The 20,431-nt window shown below is 50.6% G+C and carries 14 protein-coding genes and 2 pseudogenes; 7 read left to right on the top strand and 9 right to left on the bottom strand.

The annotated features are described in order from the left end of the window. Positions 1-180: 180 nt before the first annotated feature. The 3 genes from ldtD to SAQUA_RS14840 all read left to right on the top strand — a co-directional run bounded on the left by ldtD (position 181) and on the right by SAQUA_RS14840 (position 3,475). The gene (ldtD, locus tag SAQUA_RS14850) at positions 181-2,043 is read left to right on the top strand and encodes a L,D-transpeptidase (protein ID WP_380676964.1); all 1,863 of its coding nucleotides are present in this window, start codon (positions 181-183) and stop codon (positions 2,041-2,043) included. A gap of 170 nt (positions 2,044-2,213) precedes the next feature. Beyond that, positions 2,214-2,762: a DUF882 domain-containing protein gene (locus SAQUA_RS14845; RefSeq protein WP_380676966.1), complete on the top strand. Its 549-nt coding sequence runs from the start codon at positions 2,214-2,216 to the stop codon at positions 2,760-2,762. 65 nt (positions 2,763-2,827) lie between these two features. Further along, positions 2,828-3,475: an MBL fold metallo-hydrolase gene (locus tag SAQUA_RS14840; RefSeq protein WP_380676968.1), complete on the top strand. Its 648-nt coding sequence runs from the start codon at positions 2,828-2,830 to the stop codon at positions 3,473-3,475. Positions 3,476-3,543: 68 nt separating this feature from the next. Here SAQUA_RS14840 and SAQUA_RS14835 read toward each other — a convergent pair whose 3' ends face one another. The 4 genes from SAQUA_RS14835 to pncB all read right to left on the bottom strand — a co-directional run bounded on the left by SAQUA_RS14835 (position 3,544) and on the right by pncB (position 9,390). Continuing rightward, positions 3,544-4,734, bottom strand: a complete 1,191-nt coding sequence (locus tag SAQUA_RS14835; protein WP_380676970.1) for an amino acid aminotransferase — start codon at positions 4,732-4,734, stop codon at positions 3,544-3,546. Between the two features lie 244 nt (positions 4,735-4,978). Next, entirely contained in the window at positions 4,979-6,091 is a 1,113-nt protein-coding gene (gene ompC / locus SAQUA_RS14830) for a porin OmpC (protein WP_380676972.1), read from the bottom strand. Between the two features lie 301 nt (positions 6,092-6,392). Continuing rightward, entirely contained in the window at positions 6,393-7,793 is a 1,401-nt protein-coding gene (gene asnS / locus SAQUA_RS14825; protein WP_380676974.1) for an asparagine--tRNA ligase, read from the bottom strand. A 391-nt stretch (positions 7,794-8,184) separates the two neighbouring features. Then, entirely contained in the window at positions 8,185-9,390 is a 1,206-nt protein-coding gene (pncB, locus tag SAQUA_RS14820) for a nicotinate phosphoribosyltransferase (RefSeq protein WP_380676976.1), read from the bottom strand. Positions 9,391-9,791: 401 nt separating this feature from the next. Here pncB and pepN point away from each other — a divergent pair, with 401 nt between their 5' ends. Next, positions 9,792-12,407, top strand: a complete 2,616-nt coding sequence (gene pepN, locus SAQUA_RS14815) for an aminopeptidase N (protein WP_380676978.1) — start codon at positions 9,792-9,794, stop codon at positions 12,405-12,407. A 32-nt stretch (positions 12,408-12,439) separates the two neighbouring features. On the opposite strand, the gene ssuB is transcribed toward pepN, so the two are convergent. The 4 genes and pseudogenes from ssuB to SAQUA_RS14795 all read right to left on the bottom strand — a co-directional run. Next, on the bottom strand, positions 12,440-13,207 hold the full coding sequence (gene ssuB, locus SAQUA_RS14810; RefSeq protein WP_380676980.1) for an aliphatic sulfonates ABC transporter ATP-binding protein: 768 nt from the start codon (positions 13,205-13,207) through the stop codon (positions 12,440-12,442). Beyond that, positions 13,204-13,998, bottom strand: a complete 795-nt coding sequence (gene ssuC, locus SAQUA_RS14805) for an aliphatic sulfonate ABC transporter permease SsuC (protein ID WP_380676982.1) — start codon at positions 13,996-13,998, stop codon at positions 13,204-13,206. The genes ssuB and ssuC overlap by 4 nt, the downstream gene beginning before the upstream one ends. A gap of 11 nt (positions 13,999-14,009) precedes the next feature. Continuing rightward, positions 14,010-14,591: pseudogene (locus SAQUA_RS14800) on the bottom strand (LLM class flavin-dependent oxidoreductase); the annotation flags it as partial. 94 nt (positions 14,592-14,685) lie between these two features. Further along, positions 14,686-15,054 (bottom strand): annotated as a pseudogene (locus SAQUA_RS14795) (NAD(P)H-dependent oxidoreductase); the annotation flags it as partial. Between the two features lie 318 nt (positions 15,055-15,372). Here SAQUA_RS14795 and pyrD point away from each other — a divergent pair. After that, positions 15,373-16,383 carry a quinone-dependent dihydroorotate dehydrogenase gene (pyrD, locus tag SAQUA_RS14790; protein ID WP_380676984.1) on the top strand — a complete coding sequence of 337 codons (1,011 nt, stop codon included), beginning with the start codon at positions 15,373-15,375 and terminating at the stop codon, positions 16,381-16,383. Between the two features lie 157 nt (positions 16,384-16,540). Next, positions 16,541-17,089 carry a cell division protein ZapC gene (locus SAQUA_RS14785; protein WP_380676986.1) on the top strand — a complete coding sequence of 183 codons (549 nt, stop codon included), beginning with the start codon at positions 16,541-16,543 and terminating at the stop codon, positions 17,087-17,089. A 10-nt stretch (positions 17,090-17,099) separates the two neighbouring features. Here the strand turns inward: SAQUA_RS14785 and SAQUA_RS14780 are convergent, their stop codons facing one another. Continuing rightward, the gene (locus tag SAQUA_RS14780; RefSeq protein WP_380676988.1) at positions 17,100-18,203 is read right to left on the bottom strand and encodes a YcbX family protein; all 1,104 of its coding nucleotides are present in this window, start codon (positions 18,201-18,203) and stop codon (positions 17,100-17,102) included. A 103-nt stretch (positions 18,204-18,306) separates the two neighbouring features. Between SAQUA_RS14780 and rlmKL the strand changes: the two genes are divergently transcribed. Beyond that, positions 18,307-20,427, top strand: a complete 2,121-nt coding sequence (gene rlmKL, locus SAQUA_RS14775) for a bifunctional 23S rRNA (guanine(2069)-N(7))-methyltransferase RlmK/23S rRNA (guanine(2445)-N(2))-methyltransferase RlmL (RefSeq protein WP_380677197.1) — start codon at positions 18,307-18,309, stop codon at positions 20,425-20,427. The last annotated feature ends 4 nt before the right edge of the window (positions 20,428-20,431 follow it).

Raw genomic sequence — 20,431 nt, 5'->3', positions numbered from 1 at the left:
TTGGGGTGGCTATTTTTTTGCACTGCGAGGATGATAGGCCTGTTTTTTTTACCAGTGGGATACTGGTCGATAAATGGATGAGGCGGTGGGTTACGGTGACGCAAAAGCGCCATTCTATTTGTATACTAAAACCAATGAATAATTTTGTAGTATTTTTCGTGAGCCTACAGGGGGCAAGGGATGTTGCTTAAAAATGGAAACTCAATCCGACGTTTGGCATTAAGTTGTGCGATCGCTTGTGGTTTTGCCGCGCCGTTTTCCGCATTGGCAACTTTACCGGCGTTACCGGTAGCGTCATTATCACCCAGCATGTCTGTCGCGCAGAGCCGTGCAGCTTTGCTTGACGCGCTGCCGAAAAGCGTTGTGCCACATTATATTGCCACCTTGGCACCTTTATATGCGTCTAATCAGATGCAACCCATGTGGCAAAACCACGAAGCTGTTTTGCAGTTCCAACAACAACTTGCCGAACTGGCCATTTCTGGCGTGCAACCGCAATTTACCCAGTGGGTAAAATGGCTGACCGACCCGGCGATTACCGATATGGCGCGTGACATTGTGCTGTCTGATGCCATGCTGGGCTACCTACAATTTGTGTCATCAATTGGTGCCAACGGCAACAGCTGGTTGTACAGCAACGTTCCCTATAAGTTAAACGTTCCGGCAGCGACGGTCATTAATCAGTGGCAGCTTGCGGTGCGTCAAGGTAAGACGCTTGCCTATGTGCATACGTTGGCTCCACAGCATCCTCAGTATGAAAAGATGCACCAAGCGTTACGTGAGGTGCTGGCAGACGCTCGCCCTTGGCCTCAGTTGTCCAATAGTACCAGCCTACGTCCGGGGCAACTCAGTGACGATATTCCTGCTCTGCGGGAGATCCTGACGCGTACCGGCATGTTGGCCGCAACACCTGCGGTAGTTCCCCATTCGCCAGAATCTGACGTGACCAGCGCTGCGGCTACAGCGCCAGCCGTTGAAGACGACCTGTCGGTAGACGAAGAGAAGAACCGTGTTGCGTCCGGTGCGGTTGTCAGCCCGTCTGCAACCCCGATTAAAGATATTGTTCCGGCCTCCCCGGAAGCACCCTTGGCCCCACAGCAAGCCAACCATGTGTCGGTAACGGACAACCGTTATACCGATGATTTGGTCGAAGGCGTCAAACGTTTTCAGGCTTGGCAAGGTTTGACGCCGGATGGTGTTGTTGGTGTAAGAACGCGCGAGTGGTTAAACGTTTCGCCACAAATACGGGCATCACTGCTGGCGTTGAATATCCAACGGCTGCGTATCTTGCCCGGCCATGTTGACACTGGCATCATGGTTAACATTCCTAATTACTCGTTAACTTATTACCTGAATGGTAATGAGGTGTTATCTTCACGCGTGATTGTGGGGCGTCCTAGCCGCAAAACCCCATTAATGAGTAGTGCATTGAACAATGTGGTGGTCAACCCGCCGTGGAATGTGCCAACTAAATTGATACGTGAAGATATCGCTCCCAAGGCGATGCATGATGCTGCTTACTTCCAGAAACATGGTTATCGGGTGTTTTCTGGCTGGAGCAACGATTCAGAGCTTATCGATCCTGCAATGATTGACTGGAATACGATTTCTCCGCGTAATTTCCCTTATCGTATTCAACAGGCTCCGGGAGCCAGCAACTCTTTGGGCCGTTTCAAATTCAACATGCCAAGCTCTGATGCTATTTATCTGCACGATACTCCAAACCACGGCCTGTTCCAGAAGGACATTCGTGCGTTGAGTTCAGGTTGCGTGCGCGTTAACAAAGCCTCCGATCTGGCCAACATGCTGTTACAGGATGCTGGTTGGAATAATGATCGGGTATCTTCTACCCTGAAAAGGGGTAACACGACGTATGTAAACATTCGCCAGCATATACCAGTACAGCTTTATTACCTGACAGCCTGGGTTGCTGATGATGGCAAGCCACAGTTCCGCACAGATATTTACAATTATGATGCTCCGGTGAGATCGGGCGCACAGATTCTGAGCCAAGCTGAGAAATTGATGCGACAAATGCAGTAATTCCAGATGAATAGCGGTCTTAGTACCGAGCTAGCCGTGAGCATGTTTTTATCAATGCTTGTAAGCCTAAGCGTATCGCGGGTTGACTCAGAATACGCTGGCGGTTATGGTTCGGGCAGTGCGCGGTTTTGTGCATATATATTGACATTGTTGCCGGGTTTAAAAGAGTCATGGACAAAATTGATCATCATCGCCGTAAATGGCTGGCACTGGGTGGCGCAGCTATGGGTATCGCGCTGCTTCCAGGACAGGCGTTTGCCAGCCTTTCTACCGCTCGCCCACGCATTCTGGTGCTGAATAACTTGAATACCGGTGAATCTATCAAAGCCGAGTTCTTTGACGGTAGAGGGTACAATAAGGAAGAATTGGTTCGTTTGAACCACCTTTTCCGTGACTATCGTGCTAACAAGACCAAAACTATCGACCCTCGTTTGTTTGACCATCTTTATCGTCTGCAGGTTATGCTGGGAACCACTAAACCGGTGCAATTGATTTCCGGCTACCGTTCTAGGACGACTAATAATGAAATGCGTGAACACAAACGTGGTGTGGCCAAACAGAGCTATCACACCAAAGGGCAGGCGATGGATTTCCATATCGAAGGTATCCAACTGAGTAACATCCGCAAGGCTGCGTTAAAAATGCGTGCGGGTGGTGTAGGATATTATCCACGTAGCAACTTTGTGCACATCGATACCGGCCCGGTGCGGACCTGGTAATCACTGTGCACTCGGAGTGAATGGCACCCGCTTCAACAGCGTGGTGCCATTGTCGTTGGAGCTTTATGAACTATCATATTATTCCCGTAACGGCGTTCAGCCAAAACTGTACGCTTATTTGGTGTGATGCCACAAAACAGGCCGCGTTGGTTGATCCTGGCGGAGACCCTGAAAAACTGAAGGCGCAAGTTGCTCAGAAAGGTGTGCAGATTAGTCAAATCCTGCTGACCCACGGCCATCTCGATCACGTTGGTGCAGCCGCTGAAATGGCGGACTATTATCAGGTGCCCATCTTTGGGCCGCACAAAGAAGATGCTTTCTGGCTCGAAGGGTTGCCTGCTCAGAGCCGGATGTTTGGCCTTGAGGAATGCCCGTCCTTTACTCCCACCCGCTGGCTGGAAGAAGGGGATGTGCTGCAGATTGGTGATATATCATTGAAAGTTCTGCATTGCCCTGGTCATACGCCGGGCCATGTCGTATTTATCAATGAAAAAGCGCGTCTAGCCTTGGTTGGCGATGTTCTATTTAATGGTGGTGTTGGCCGTAGCGATTTCCCGCGTGGTGACCACCAGACTTTGATCAATTCGATTCGCGTGAAATTGCTGCCTCAGGGCGACGATATGGCGTTTATTCCAGGGCATGGGCCTATGTCTACTTTTGGTGTAGAACGTCAAACTAACCCCTTCCTGCGCGAAGAATCCGCTATCTGGTGATAGCGCGTTTAGCACTGAGAATAGCAAAGGGGCGCATCCGCGCCCCTTTTCAATAAACGTTATTTAGCTTACAGCACAGCAACGATAGCTTCACACAGAGGCGCCATGTTGTCCGGCGTCATGCCAGCCACGTTAACGCGGCCAGAATTGACGGCATAAACACCAAACTCATCGCGCAGACGCAGAACCTGTTCTTTGGTCAGCCCGCTGAAAGAGAACATGCCGTTCTGATTGATGATGAAGCTGAAATCTTGCTCCGCGCCTTTCTCACGCAGGGTGTTAACAAACAGCTGACGCATGCGATGGATACGTTGACGCATATCGGTCAGTTCTTGTTCCCAGATAGCGCGTAGTGCCTCGTTACCAAGGATGGTAGCAACCACGGCCGCACCGTGCGAAGGCGGGTTAGAGTAGTTGGCGCGAATAGCCGCTTTGACCTGGCTGAAAGCACGGTCGGCAGTTTCTGCATCAGCAGCTACGACGGTACATGCCCCGACGCGCTCGTTATACAGGCCAAAATTCTTGGAGTAGGAGCTGGCAACGATCAGCTCTTGGTGTTTGGCAGCGAAGATGCGCAGGCCTTGAGCATCCTCTTCCAGACCTTTGGCAAAACCTTGATACGCGAAGTCGAATAACGGTAACCAACCATTGGCGACGGACAGTTCAGCTAATTGCGTCCATTGCTCTTCGGTCGGATCGATACCGGTAGGATTGTGGCAGCAGCCGTGGAACAACACCACATCGCCAGCCTGAGCCTGTTTTAGGCTATTGAGCAAGCCGTTGAAGTCTAATGCGTGGTTCGCCGCATCGTAATAGTCATACTCCAGTACTTCCAGGCCAACGGCACCAAAGACGTTTTTATGGTTTGGCCAGCTAGGATTACTGATCCAGATACGCTTAGCACTGGTCTGGTTGGCAATAAAGTCCGCCGCAACACGCAAGCCGCCGGTACCGCCAGGGGTTTGAGCGGTACGCGCACGTTTGCTGGTAATGATTGAGCTCTGCTTGCCAAACAGCAGTTCTTGCGTGCAACTGGCAAATTCCGGAATACCTTCAATACCAAGATAGTTCTTGGTAGTTTCATTCTCCAGTAGCCACTGCTCAGCTTTTTTTACACTGGTCAGTACCGGTGTTTTACCGGTTTCGTCTTTATAGACGCCTATCCCTAAGTTGATTTTATTCGGGCGGTCGTCCGCGCGGAAAATGTCAGTCAGACCCAAAATTGGATCGGCAGGTGCAGCGATAATTTTTTCAAACATGTCAGATGCTTCCATGGCCTAGAGTTAAGCGGACAGAAGCATCAGGGTAGCGTCAGTTGCCGCCTTTGCCAACCGTTTGCGAGAAAAACACATCGATCTTGTGATAGCGGTGGCTTCGGCACAAAAAATGATGGGGAAGGGGAGTTTAGCAGAATAAAAAATGGCTGAAACCGCTAAAAAAAAACAGGGCCGAAGCCCTGTTTTTTAACTTGAATGGCAAACAACCGCCATTCAGTTTAACAACTTAGAACTGGTAAACCAGACCGGTAGCTACGATGTTGTCAGTAGCGATCTTGTTATCTTTGTAGAAGCCAGAGTCGTTATCGTTCAACAGGTTGATTTTGTAATCAACATAGGTAGACATGTTTTTATTGAAGGAGTAAACCGCACCCAACTCAACATATTTAACCAGGTCTTTGTCGTTACCGTAAGTGGTGCCCAATTTCTTACCTTTAGACTGCAGGTAAGCGATAGATGGACGCAGACCGAAGTCGAACTGGTACTGAGCAACCACTTCGTAGTTCTGAGTTTTGTTTGCGATAGTATCAGCGTCACCGTATGCAGTCATGTTGCGGGTTTCTGCATACATGGTTGCCAGGTACACGTTGTTCGCGTCGTACTTGACGCCAACGGTCCATACATCGGCAACATTACCACCAGCCATGGTGGTTGAATTGCGGCCAGCCTCTTTTTGCGCAACGGTACGGTTAGAAGAAGAGTATGCTGCACCCGCACTGATACCGGTATCCATAATGGCATAGGTAGTAGAAACACCAACACCGTCACCATTCTGCTCTTTCAGCTTACGGCTTTCATTTTTGCCTTGATACTGCAGAGCGAAGTTCCAGCCATCAACCAGACCGAAGAAGTTCTTGTTACGGTAAGTAGCAACACCGTTAGCACGGCCAGTCATAAAGTTGTCAGTATTGGTGTAAGTATCACCACCGAACTCTGGCAGCATATCGGTCCAGCTTTCAACGTCATACACTACGCCGTAGTTACGGCCATAATCGAATGAACCGTAATCAGCAAACTTCAGGCCAGCAAAGCCCAGACGGGTTTTGGTGCCATCGGTACCCTGGGATTCAGCTTTGTTCGCTTGAACGTTGTATTCCCACTGGCCGTAACCGGTCAGTTCGCTATTGATCTGGGTTTCACCTTTGAAACCAAAACGGACGTAAGATTTGTCGCCGTCATTGCCTTCTTTGTAAGTATCTTTAGAGAAGTAATGCAAGCCAACAGCTTTACCGTAAAGATCCAGTTTGTTGCCGTCTTTGTTGTAGATTTCTGCTGCGTTCGCTGCACCAGCTGCTAACAGAGCTGGGATTACTACTGCAAGAATGTTGCGCTTCATCATTATTATTACCCTCATTGTGTTATTCGGACACCTTGCCACTGCCGCCAATAATTCTTTTGGAACTATTGTTGATAGTTTGGTGTCGTCCTGTGTCTGCACGCAGTGTTCCACTCACGGGCAGGTTAATCTAGAGCGAAAATGCTACTAATGTCGTATTTGGGTTTCAGAAAGAAACCATGTGTTACAATTTGTAAATTTTACGGAACTTTGTGACATTGGTCAATAATAAAAAATACGAAAGGCCAGCTTGGCTGGCCTTTGGATTATTCTGAATGGTTTAAAAAACGTTCAGGTTTGTCGCTTAGAAGCTCGCATTGCGAGGTGTGCGCGGGAATGGGATCACATCCCGCACGTTTTGCACCCCGGTCACATAAGCAATTAAACGCTCAAAACCCAAACCAAAACCTGAATGCGGTACTGTGCCGTAACGGCGCAGGTCGCGGTACCACCAATAGTCTTCTTTATTCAAGCCCATCTCTTCCAGACGCTGGTCGAGCACGTCTAAACGTTCTTCACGCTGTGAACCGCCGATGATTTCACCAATGCCTGGTGCCAAGACATCCATTGCAGCCACGGTTTTACCGTCTTCGTTCATTCGCATATAGAAGGCTTTAATATCTTTCGGGTAGTTTTTGACGACTACCGGTGCCTTGAAGTGTTTCTCGGCAAGGTAACGCTCGTGTTCAGACGAAAGGTCAATGCCCCAAGAGACCGGGTTCTCAAAGGTTTGACCGGAAGCGATCAAGATCTCAACCGCCTCGGTATAGTCGACCTGAGCAAAATCGGAGGAAACGAAACGTTTCAGGCGCTCAATTGCGTCTTTATCTACACGTTCAGCGAAGAACTTCAGGTCGTCGGCACGCTCATCGAGTACCGCCTGGAATACGTACTTCAACATGCTCTCGGCCAACTTGGCAACATCGTCCAGCGTAGCGAACGCCACTTCCGGTTCGATCATCCAAAATTCGGCCAGATGGCGGCTGGTGTTAGAGTTTTCGGCACGGAAGGTGGGGCCGAAGGTGTAGATTTTTGACAGCGCACAGGCGTAGGTTTCGCCATTCAGTTGGCCGGATACGGTCAGGAAGGCTTCTTTACCGAAGAAATCCTGGCTGAAATCGACGGCGCCTTTATCGGTACGCGGCAGGTTTTCCATGTCTAACGTAGACACGCGGAACATTTCGCCAGCACCTTCAGTATCAGAAGCGGTAATCAGCGGGGTAGAAACCCAGAAATAACCGTTTTCGTGGAAGAAGCGGTGGATCGCCTGCGCCAGCGTATGGCGAACGCGAGTCACAGCACCGATCAGGTTGGTGCGTGGGCGCAGGTGGGCAACTTCACGCAGATATTCGATACTGTGACGCTTGGCCGCCATTGGATAAGTATCAGGATCGTCAACCCAACCAACAACGCGGACTGCCGTTGCCTGCAGTTCGAAACTCTGGCCTTCACCTGGGGATGCCACAACGGTACCGGTGATTTCAACAGAACAGCCAGTGGTCAGGTGCAGAACTTCATCCTGATAATTTGGCAGAGAATGGTTAACGACGGCCTGTAACGGATCAAAGCAGGAGCCGTCATAAACGGCGAGGAAGGAGATACCAGCTTTAGAATCTCTCCGGGTACGTACCCAGCCGCGTACGGTGACTTCACTGTCAACCGCGGCACGACCTTGCAGTACGTCGACTACAGGCACTACGCTCATAGATTTCTCTCTTGTAAGTTTTGGTTCAGAAATAGCCATACCCGTTATTTTCAAGTTTTCGCGTTGTTATCTGCACTCATTCCTGTGATTAAACAGGATCAGGTTTCAGAGCGACAGTGAACTGGCTGCCGGCTACAACTTGAAATCCATCGGGGATAGCAACCCAGGAATTTGGGGATATTGCTATGTTACTTGCCGCGTTGCAGAGCACAAGTAGAAATCGCCAGAATGGCACAACATTTATTGCCAAGGGATAAGCGTGGTATTTCGCTATTGCCGAAACAACACCTACTGGGCAGGTTGGTGTCTGGATGAAACTTGAGTTACGTGGGGTATATAAATAGAAGAGAAATAAAGAAGCCGGTACGGGTGAGGCAGCCGGCTTACAATATCAACTGGCTTTCTTAACCAATGGCAGGTCGAAAGCCTTGCGTAGGGCTTTTACAAAAGCCTTGTCATGGCAGATGGTTTTGCCCGGGCTATCAGAGAGTTTGGCGACCGGTTTACCTTTGCACTCTACCAGCTTGATAACGATATTCAGCGGTTTGACGCCGGGGATGTCGCAGGTGAGACGCGTGCCGATGCCAAAGACCAGATTGATGCGTCGATCAAAATGGCGATATAGCGCCAGCGCTTTATCCAGATCCAGATTATCCGAGAACACCAGCGTTTTGCTCATCGGGTCAATACCCAGTTTCTGGTAATGAGCGATAGCTTTTTCACCCCATTCAAATGGGTCGCCAGAGTCATGCCGTAGCCCCTGATAATGTTGGGCAAACTGTATACCGAAGTCACGCAGAAATGCGTCCATGGCAATACAATCTGTCAGCGCCACACCGAGCTGATCGGGGTATTCATCCAGCCAGGCTTGCAGTGCTGCGCGCTGACTATTGGCTAACACCGGGCTAATCTGCTGATGTGCCTGGAACCATTCATGAGCCTGAGTGCCAACCGGTGTCAGCCCCAACTGATGTGCCAGATCGTAGTTACTGGTACCAACCAGGAAAGGGAATTCTTCTTTCAGGGTGCTGACGATAGCGTGTTGCACTTCTCGCGAGAAACGACGGCGGCTGCCAAAGTCCATCAGTTTGAAGCGGGAGATATCAATATCTGCACTGGCCTGTTTGAATTGCACCAGCTTACTGCGCAACTGGTTTACCGCCATCTCTGGCGTTACCTGCGGTGAGCGGTGGCGATGCACCACTTCACTGATCAACGCCAGCAGAGGAACTTCCCACATGATCACCTCTAGCCAAGGGCCAGCGATGCGGATCTGCAGTTTGCCGTCGAGGCTTTCTATGCTGACTTGCTGCGGGTTATAGCGGAAATCACGCAGCCAGTTAAGGTAATCCTGATGGAAGAAAGGCAGGCCGGAAAGGTAGTCGAATTCGGCGTCCGTCAGCGCCAGTTTACTCATCAATGCAACCTGAGCGCGGATTTCATCGACATACTCGCCCAGCAGTTCGTCGCCACGGCAACGGAACTCCGCCGCAACGGTAATTGCGGGGTAGCGATGGAACACTGCTTGCTGCATATGAAGCTTATAAGCATCAGTATCAAGCAAAGAGGTCAAAATCGGGGAAGCGTATAGATTCATATCGCGTTGCAGCATCCTCGTCAGGCGCGTGTCCAAATCCGGATAATGATAAAAAAGTGGGTGGAGTATACCCGGATTATCCTGTTATTGAAGCCTCATCACACCATAAATGGCTAGAATGGGTCGAGGATAAAACGTGCCTTTATCGGGCTTGGCATTTTCAGCAACTGACAAAAAAGAAAATAATCCAATATACTGAGTCACTTAGTCTATTTAACGATAAAAATTATGAGGTTAATTATTTTAAACACAGCTTGGATAAAACTGGTGGACCTATGGGATTTTAAAATGGCTGTGATACAGTTTATTCACTATCGGGCCATCAATGAACAGTGCCCTTCTGTGGAGCAGAACGCTCCAGTCTTGTTACCTGCCACCCACTGAGACGTCAAAGGTTCTTTATGACACAACAGCCACAGGCGAAGTTTCGCCACGATTATCGCGCACCGGATTACACCATTACCGATATCGATTTGGATTTTGAGCTGGATGCGGATAACACACGCGTCACTGCAGTCAGCCAGATCAAACGCCTGGGGGCCGCTGGCGCCCCCCTCATTCTCAACGGTGAAGACTTGACACTGGTCAGTCTTCAAGTCGACAGCCAACCGTGGAATAGCTATCAGCACCAGGACAACCAACTGGTTATTGAACAGTTACCCGCGCAATTTACCCTCACTATCGTGAATGATATTCACCCGGCGAAGAATAGCGCTCTGGAAGGCCTGTACCTGTCCGGTGAGGCGCTGTGTACGCAATGTGAGGCCGAAGGGTTTCGCCACATCACCTATTATCTGGATCGTCCAGACGTACTGGCCCGTTTTACCACCCGCATTGTGGCTGATAAAGCCCGTTATCCTTTCCTGCTCTCGAACGGTAATCGCGTGGCTCAAGGTGAACTGGAAGATGGGCGTCACTGGGTTAAATGGCAAGATCCGTTCCCAAAACCAAGTTACCTGTTTGCATTGGTAGCGGGGGATTTTGATGTCCTGCGCGATACGTTTATCACGCGTTCGGGGCGAAAAGTCGCTTTAGAACTGTTTGTTGATCGTGGCAATCTGGACCGTGCAGATTGGGCCATGACCTCGCTGAAGAATTCGATGAAATGGGATGAAACCCGGTTCGGCCTGGAATACGATCTGGACATCTATATGATTGTTGCCGTGGATTTCTTCAACATGGGAGCAATGGAAAACAAAGGGTTAAATATCTTTAACTCAAAATATGTCCTGGCAAAAGCAGAAACGGCAACGGATAAAGACTATCTGAATATCGAATCGGTGATCGGTCATGAATATTTCCATAACTGGACCGGCAACCGTGTCACCTGCCGTGACTGGTTCCAGCTCAGTCTGAAAGAAGGGCTGACCGTTTTCCGAGACCAGGAGTTCAGTTCAGATCTGGGTTCCCGTTCGGTTAACCGTATTGATAATGTGCGGGTTATGCGCGGTGCCCAGTTTGCAGAAGATGCCAGCCCGATGGCCCACGCTATTCGGCCTGATAAAGTTATTGAAATGAATAACTTCTATACCCTGACAGTTTATGAGAAGGGTTCCGAAGTGATACGCATGATGCATACATTGCTGGGAGAACAACAGTTCCAGGCGGGGATGCAGCTCTATTTCGAACGTCACGACGGCAGCGCGGCAACCTGCGATGATTTCGTTCAGGCGATGGAAGATGCTTCCAACGTCGATCTGTCGTTGTTCCGTCGCTGGTATAGCCAGTCAGGTACGCCGCTGTTGACGGTGCGCGATGACTACAGCGCCGAGCGTCAACAGTATCGTTTACATGTCAGCCAGAAAACGGAACCAACGGCAGATCAGCAAGAAAAGCTGCCATTGCATATTCCGTTGGATATCGAACTTTATGACAGCGAAGGCAACGTGATTGCCTTGCAGAAAGACGGTTCGCCAGTGAATAACGTTCTCAACATTACCGCTGCGGAACAGACGTTTGTATTTGATGGTGTCGCACATAAGCCAGTGCCTTCGTTACTGCGCGAGTTTTCGGCGCCTGTGAAGCTGGATTACCCGTACAGCGATCAACAACTGACGTTCCTGATGCAGCATGCGCGTAATGAGTTTGCCCGTTGGGATGCGGCACAAAGCCTGCTGGCAATCTATATCAAACTGAATGTTGCGAAATATCAACAGAAACAGCCGCTGACGTTGCCGCTTCACGTAGCCGATGCTTTCCGCGCCGTGCTGCTGGATGAAAAACTGGATCCTGCTTTGGCAGCCCAGATCCTAACATTGCCATCTGAAACTGAAATAGCCGAGTTGTTCGCTACCATAGATCCGCAAGCGATCGCTGCGGTGCACGAGTCGATAACCCGTTGTTTGGCCGAAGAGATGGCTGACGAATGGTTGGCGGTATATCACGCTAATAAAACAGATGGTTATCGTGTTGAGCACGGTGATATTGCCAAACGCTCATTACGCAATGTCTGCCTCCACTATTTGGCGTTTGGTGAGGTTACAGCGGCTGACGCGTTGGTGGCAAAACAGTTCCACCAGGCGGATAACATGACCGACTCATTGGCCGCATTGGCTTCGGCTGTCGCGGCACAATTGCCTTGCCGTGATAAATTGATGAAAGAGTTTGATGAGCGCTGGCATCAGGATGGTCTGGTGATGGATAAATGGTTTATATTGCAAGCCACCAGCCCGGCTGCGGAAGTGCTTGATAATGTGCGCGCTTTGCTGAAACACCGTTCATTCAGTCTCAGTAACCCAAATCGCACCCGTTCACTGATTGGCGCTTTTGCCTCTGCCAACCCGGCGGCCTTCCATGCGGCAGACGGCAGTGGCTATCAGTTCCTGGCGGAGATCCTCAGCGATCTTAACCAACGTAATCCGCAAGTGGCCGCTCGCCTGATTGAACCACTGATCCGGCTGAAACGTTATGATGCTTCGCGCCAAGCGTTGATGCGCCAGGCGCTGGAGCAGTTGAAGGGGTTGGAAAACTTGTCGGGCGATTTGTTCGAGAAGATCACCAAGGCGTTAGACGCGTAACACCAAGGGGACGGCATTGCCGTCCCCGTCTCCTAATTTGCCGCCCGGTTGGAAATATTTATGGCTTGCGGCGGAGATAATACCCTTTCCAGCACTTCAGCTTCCAATTCTGCCAGCTTCGCGGATCCTTTGCGCCGTGGTCGCGGCACATCGATGGTCAGATCCAACCCGATTCGGCCTTCTTCAATCAACAGGACCCTATCGGCCAAGGCGATAGCCTCACTGACATCGTGTGTCACCAGCAGCACGGTAAAACCCTGTTGTTGCCATAGAGTTTCGAGCAGCCCTTGCATTTCAATGCGGGTTAATGCGTCTAATGCCCCCAGCGGTTCATCCAACAATAATAGCCGTGGGCGGTGGATCAGCGCACGAGCCAGAGCAACACGCTGCTTCTGCCCGCCTGATAATGCCGCTGGCCATTCGTTGGCGCGGTCCGCCAACCCGACAGTGGTTAACGCAAGCTTTGCTTCATCACGCCAGTTACCGCGTAAGCCAAGCCCGACATTATCAATAACTTTTTTCCAGGGCAGCAAGCGTGCGTCCTGAAACATGAGACGCGTATCGTCCTTAGCATGACTCAGCGGTGCGTTGCCGCTCAGTAATTTCCCTTCACTGGCGGTTTCCAACCCGGCGAGAAGACGCAGCAGGGTACTTTTTCCGCAGCCGCCGACTACTGCCACGAATTGACCAGCGGTGATCCTCAATTCCAGATTGTCTAGAACGGTACGCTGACCATAACGTTTGGCAATAGACTCTAAGGTGATGGGGGTTCCTTGCGGAAGGCGAGTCGGAACTGTCATGGTGCTTCTCCAGATTTTAATTGATAAGCCGGATGCCAGCGTAACCAGATACGCTCGAGTAATTGGGCACTGGTGTCAGCCAGTTTGCCGAGCAGGGCATACAAAACAATGGCAACCACGACCACATCGGTTTGCAGGAATTCGCGTGCATTCATCGCCAGATAACCAATCCCCGAGTTGGCCGAAATGGTTTCGGCAACGATCAGCGTCAACCACATAAACCCGAGAGAAAAACGTACGCCGACCATGATAGAAGGCAGCGCCCCAGGCAAAACGACTTGCGTAAACAGGCTAAAGCCCCTCAAACCGTAACTCCGGGCCATTTCTAACAGGCCACGATCGATATTTTTGATGCCGTGATAGGTGTTGAGATAAATAGGGAATAGAGTACCAAGAGCAACCAGAAAGATTTTTGCCGATTCATCAATGCCAAACCACAGGATCACCAGCGGGATCAGTGCCAGATGAGGAATATTGCGGATCATCTGAACCGAACTATCGAGTAATGTCTCTCCCCAATGGGACAAACCGGTGATAAGGCCCAAGCCCAATCCGATGTTGCCACCGATACTGAAGCCAATCAGTGCGCGCCAACTGCTGATGGTCAGGTGTTGCCACAGTTCGCCACTCTTGGTCAGCGCCCAAAAGGCGCCAACTACCGCGCTGGGAGCTGGTAGGATGCGGTTTGATAACCAGCCAGCCTCAACCGCAAGTTGCCAGAAAATCACCAGTGCTACTGGCAATGCCCAAGGGGCGGTCTGCTGAAGAACGTTTCGCGCACTGATTGTCATGATTATTCTCCTTAGCTTTGCGACACTTTTTGCGGAACATAAATATTGGCGATCGCTTCACCCTGCGGCTTGATCGCGCGCCGTTGTGTGGGGATCTCTGCAGTGGCCAGATCAATATGGGGGAACAGTAACTCCGCTTCGCGGTAGGCTTCCTCAAGATGCGGATAGCCTGAGAGAACAAAAGTATCGATGCCCAGATCGGCGTATTCCCGGATACGCTCCGCCACAGTCGGCTCATCGCCCACCAATGCTGTGCCAGCACCACCACGTACTAAACCCACACCGGCCCACAGGTTGGGGCTGATTTCCAGATTATCTTTCTTCCCTCCGTGCAAGGCCGCCATGCGTTGCTGGCCAACAGAGTCGAAACGTGCAAAGGCTTGTTGCGCATCGGCTATGGTCTTTTCATCCAGATTAGCGATCAAACGATTGGCTGCTCGCCAGGCCTCTTCTGTGGTTTCACGCACAATGACGTGCAGGCGGATGCCGAAACGTACCTTCCTTCCTTTTGCTGCCGCTTTGGCACGAACTTCTGCGATTTTTTCTTTCACCTGGGCGGGGGTTTCTCCCCAGGTAAGGTAGAGTTCAACCTGCGCAGTGCCAGCATACCGATCGTGGCCAGTACCGCCGCGCTTAACCCACGAAGAAAAGAGAGGGACAGAAGCATGATGATTTCCTTTATGGTCTTTATGCGGTTTGACGGGTCAATAGCGTCAGTGGAGTTTTTAACAGCGATGGCTTGTGGCGGTTGAGTGCCAGATAGAAACCCTCCAACGCTTCTTCCAACCTGGCCGTAACTCTGTCAGAGAGCGTGGCCTGTTCTCCATCAAGGATAATTTGGCTGTCATCGGCGAATACGCCCTGCAGTACCTCTTGCGCCTTCAGCGCGGCTAATACCGGTTTTAGTGCATAATCCACGGCTAGCATGTGTCCGATGGAACCCCCGGTCGCCAATGGCAAAACCACTTTATGTTCCAGTGCACGCTCTGGTAGCAGATCGAGCAACGTTTTCAGGGCACCTGAAAAGGAGGCTTTGTAGACTGGCGTAGCGCTAACAGTGCTGCGGAGCGCGAGGGAATTCGTGGACTGCCAGCGAGAGAAATAATGCGCATTACCATTCCTTATAACTAAAAGTTATCAATGTTAAATTTATGTTTGCAAAGTGTTTTAAAGCTAACAGAAAAGAAGGGTGTTTTTTAAATCTCAATTTTTGATTTCGATATGCGTAAATGAGGAAAGGCAGGGGTTACAAGGGTTCAAAAGAAAACGATTGCGTTAAAAGCGCTTTTTTTGCCTTTAATCAATTCCAATTGGTGAGGGGATACCGGATAATATGCCCCCGGTTTGCAACTAACCGGGAAATCAGGAGAGTACATGTACTACCCCATCATCAGGAAGGCGTTGTTCCAGCTCGATCCCGAACGCGCGCATGAATTGACTTTCAGTCAACTCCGCCGTATTACCGGCACCCTATTAGAGTTTCTTATCCGTCAGTCTGTACCGAGCAAGCCGGTAAACTGCATGGGGCTCTCTTTTAAAAACCCGTTAGGTCTTGCTGCCGGGCTGGATAAAGATGGCGAATGCATCGATGCCTTTGGGGCCATGGGGTTTGGTTTTGTGGAGGTAGGAACCGTCACGCCGCGTCCACAGCCTGGGAATGATAAACCACGTTTATTCCGTATCGTTGAAGCCGAGGGTTTGATTAACCGTATGGGGTTTAATAACCATGGGGTGGATAACCTGGTTGAAAACGTCAAAAAATCCCACTTTGGTGGCATTCTCGGGATCAATATCGGCAAGAATAAAGATACCCCGGTAGAGCAGGGTAAAGACGATTACCTAATATGTATGGATAAAATTTATCCATATGCCGGATATATCGCGATTAATATCTCTTCGCCGAATACCCCAGGATTACGTTCCTTACAGTATGGCGAAGCGCTGGACGATCTGTTAGCTGCGATTAAAAATAAACAGGCTGAATTACACGCTCAACATCATAAATATGTGCCGGTTGCAGTAAAAATTGCGCCAGATCTTTCTGAAGAAGAGTTGATCCAAATAGCCGATAGTTTGATCCGCCATAATATCGATGGGGTCATTGCGACTAATACAACGCTCGATCGTAAACTGATCCAGGGGTTGAATTACTGCGATCAGGCTGGAGGATTGAGCGGTCGTCCAGTTCAGTCTCGGAGTACCGAAGTGATCCGCCGATTGTCACAGGAACTTCAGGGACGTTTACCCATTATCGGCGTTGGTGGGATCGATTCTCTCACAGCGGCACGGGAAAAAATGGATGCGGGAGCAACGCTGGTACAAATTTATTCCGGATTTATCTTCCACGGCCCACGTTTGATTAAAGATATCGTTACCCATATCTAATATTTTCCCTTCATTCCGGGCTGGGGGTTTATTTATGCTCCCAGCTCGTCTATATTTTGTTCGTTCACAGAATTAACTGAGTGTTTGGATGGCTTTTCTGGTGATAAAATCATCTTTTGGGTAATACAGCGTTGGCATGTGGTAAGAAGGATAAGAAATGAAGATAAAACCTGACGATAATTGGCGTTGGTATTTTGACGCTGAGCACGATCGGCTGATGCTCGATTTAGCCAATGGTATGATCTTCCGTTCGCGTTTTCCTGCAAAAATGTTGGCCCCCGATGCATTCAACCAGTGTGCTTTTTGCGTTGATGATGCAGCGCTTTATTTTGATTATGAAGAGCAGTGTAAGCAGATAAAACTCAGTTATGAACAGCGTGCTGAACTGGTATTAAATGCGCTGGTGGCTTTTCGCTTCCTGAAACCCCTGATGCCCAAGAGTTGGCATTTTGCTCAGCAACCCTATCCGCTACGGCCAAAAAATGGTGAGTTGGCCTCGGTGAAAGTGATGGCAAGTGGTGAGGATGCCTGTTTGCTGGTGGTGGAAGCGGGCGACAATGCCAGCCTGTGCCTGTTAGCGCAAAATCAGTTGGTGTTGGCCGGGCGTACCATGGTGCTGGGGGATGCAATAAAAGTGATGCACGATCGCCTGAAACCTTTTATCGCCGACGAATTGTCTGCCCCGGCTTACGACAGGGCAGTTTAACGAGGTGGCGTTACGCCAGCTTCAAATCGCTTTTAGGAATACAGCTGCAAGAGAGGATCGTGCCATTAGCCTCCACTGCGCTTTGTTTTAACGGTGCCACTTTGCCTTCCGTCAACGTCATCCTGCAACTGCCGCAAATACCTGCGCGGCAGGAGTAAGGGATTCGAATCCCCTGTTGTTCCAGCTGTTCCAACAATATCTGCTGGTTATTACCGGTAAACACATTCCCTTGATACTCAATAGTGACGCTGTCGGTATTGTCCTTAGGCGCTTTTAGGCTTTCGACGACGTTACCGGAGCCGTAGGGCCGCGGTGGTTTGCTCGAAAGAACCTCAACCTGATCGCCAACGCGGATGATACCGCTATTGCGCGCAATCATGTTTTGGCCGAAGTCGATATCGCCGTTATCGGCGGTTCGGAATCCTTGCAAGGTACTTAATGGCTCACCGCTTGGGTGCTTGCGGCCGCGATCGGTACTGACCGTGGTCAATACGCAGCGGCCACAGGGCTTAACCACATCAAACATTACATTACCGATGCGGATCACCTGCCAACCGTCTTCTGCCCAGGCAGGGGCACCTGTCACCACAATATTAGGCCGGAACTGTTCCAGCTTGATACTGCTTGGGCAGCGCTGTTGCAGATCTTGGAATGACGCTTCATTAATCAACAGATACGGATAACCATCGGCAAACGAGAGTGGGATCTCCGGATGTTTTGTGACTCTGCGTGTCAAAGTTGCCCCAACCCAGCGCAGTTGCACTGGCCGTTGGAAATAACCGCTGAGCCATTGGTTGATGGCCTGTGGCGCGATCAACGCGGTGAAATGGTTACCCCAAACTTCGGTTGGCTGGCCATCTGATGCGAAATCTTCGAAGCGGATAGTGGCACTTTCACCATCTGGAGCCGTCAGAAATAGGCCGTCTGCCAATAATGCGGGAGTAAACAGCACCATCTGCGGAAATTGACGCGCGGTAATAAAAGTACCGTCAGGCTCAGTAATCATGAAAGTGCGATCAAACGCCAGCCCATGAGAGGCAACCTGTGCGTGGGAAAGCTGCAAACCGCGCAAGGATTTGACCGGATGAACGTAGAGTCGGGAAAGCGTGAACACTGCAGCCTCCAAACGATAATGAAATAGAAAGGAGCAACTTTATGACAAGCGGTCTGGATTAGCTATAATGCGCAACGATTTTCTTTTTGGTGATAAGCACGATATGAACTCTCTGTTTGCCAGCACGGCGCGTGGACTGGAAGAACTGTTAAAAAGCGAACTGGAACAGCTTGGCGCTCACGCCTGCAAAGTGGTGCAGGGGGGAGTCCATTTCCAGGGTGACGATCGTCTTCTGTACCAAAGCCTGCTATGGAGCCGCCTGGCCTCCCGTATTCTGCTGCCGCTGAACGAGTTCCGCGTGCATAGCGATCTGGATCTGTATCTTGGCGTTCAGTCCATTGACTGGCCAGCCCTATTTACCGTTGATAAAACTTTTGCCGTTCACTTCAGCGGCGTCAACGAAGAGATCCGCAACAGCCAATATGGCGCCTTGAAGGTAAAAGACGCGATTGTCGACAGCTTCACCCGCAAGCTGGAACAGCGGCCAACGGTAGCAAAACAGCAGCCGGATATTCGCGTTAACGTTTTCCTGCAACGCGACATGGCCAGCGTAGCGCTCGATCTTAGCGGCGAGGGTTTGCACCAGCGCGGCTACCGCGATCTCACCGGTCAGGCACCGCTGAAAGAAAGCCTGGCGGCGTCTATTGTGCAACGTTCTGGCTGGCAGCCAGGAACGCCAATGCTTGATCCGATGTGTGGTTCCGGCACGCTGTTGATCGAGGCGGCGATGATCGCCTCCGATCGTGCGCCCGGGTTACAGCGCCAATACTGGGGCTTCACCGCCTGGAGCGGTCATAACGCCGAACTGTGGCGTGAAGTGGTTACCGAAGCGCAAGTACGCGCCCGCCGTGGTTTGCAAGAAACCTCTTCGCGTTTCTTTGGTTCAGATATTGATCGCCGAGTGATCGAAATGGCCCGGGGCAATGCCCGGCGTGCAGGGGTGGCGGAATTGATCACCTTTAACGTGAATGATGTCAGCAAACTGACCAATCCATTGCCGCAAGGTCCGGTGGGAACCGTGGTCAGCAACCCGCCATACGGTGAACGCCTTGAGAGCGAACCGGCGCTGATCGCCTTACACAACATGTTGGGCCGCATCATGAAAAGCGCTTTCGGTGGTTGGCAGCTTTCTCTGTTCAGCGCCTCCCCTGAGCTGCTAAGTTGCCTGCAACTGCGCGCAGAGCGCCAGTTCAAAGCGAAAAATGGCCCGCTGGATTGCGTCCAGAAAAACTATCAGTTAGCGGAAAACCCGCAGGGTTCTGCCGGTGTGCAGGTTGCTGAAGATTTCGCCAACCGCCTTCGCAAAAATCTGAAAAAGCTCGATAAATGGGCGAAACAGCAAGGGATCGAATGTTACCGCTTGTATGATGCGGATCTGCCGGAATATAACGTGGCGGTGGATCGCTACGGCAGCAAGGTTGTGGTGCAGGAGTACGCGCCACCGAAAACTATCGATGCACAAAAAGCACGTCAACGCCTTTTCGATGTGATCAATGCCACTCTGGCAGTGCTGGAACTGCCCTCTAACCAGTTGGTGCTGAAAACTCGTGAACGTCAGAAGGGCAAAAACCAGTACGAGAAACTGGCACAGAAGGGCGAGCTCCTGTTGGTGACAGAGTTTAATGCCAAACTTTGGGTCAACCTGACCGACTATCTCGATACTGGGTTGTTCCTCGATCACCGCATTGCGCGCCGTATGCTGGGCGAGATGAGTAAAGGTAAGGATTTCCTCAATCTGTTTGCCTATACCGGTACTGCCAGTGTTCATGCAGGATTGGGTGGCGCGCGCAGTACTACCACGGTGGATATGTCGCGCACCTATCTTGAATGGGCAGAGAAGAACCTGCGGGTAAACGGGTTAACGGGTCAACAGCATCGACTGATTCAGGCAGACTGCCTGTCATGGCTGAGTAATGCCGACGAACAGTTTGATGTGATTTTTATCGACCCGCCGACGTTTTCCAACTCCAAACGTATGGAGAACACTTTTGATGTACAACGCGATCATCTGGCATTGATGAAAGATTTGAAACGGTTACTGCGTCGTAACGGAACCATTATGTTCTCTAACAACAAACGCGGTTTCCAGATGGATTTGGACGGTCTGAACGTGCTCGGTCTGCAGGCAAAAGAGATTACTGCCCAGACGCTGTCACAAGATTTTGCCCGTAACCGTCAGATCCACAACTGCTGGCTGGTAACCCACGCTGGCGAAGGAAAATAATTAC

Origin of the sequence: Serratia aquatilis (assembly GCF_044865145.1) — a bacterium.
Classification (GTDB): domain Bacteria; phylum Pseudomonadota; class Gammaproteobacteria; order Enterobacterales; family Enterobacteriaceae; genus Chania; species Chania aquatilis.
The sequence above is the reverse complement of the archived record's forward strand: the minus strand, read 5'-3'. Positions and strand labels throughout refer to the sequence as shown.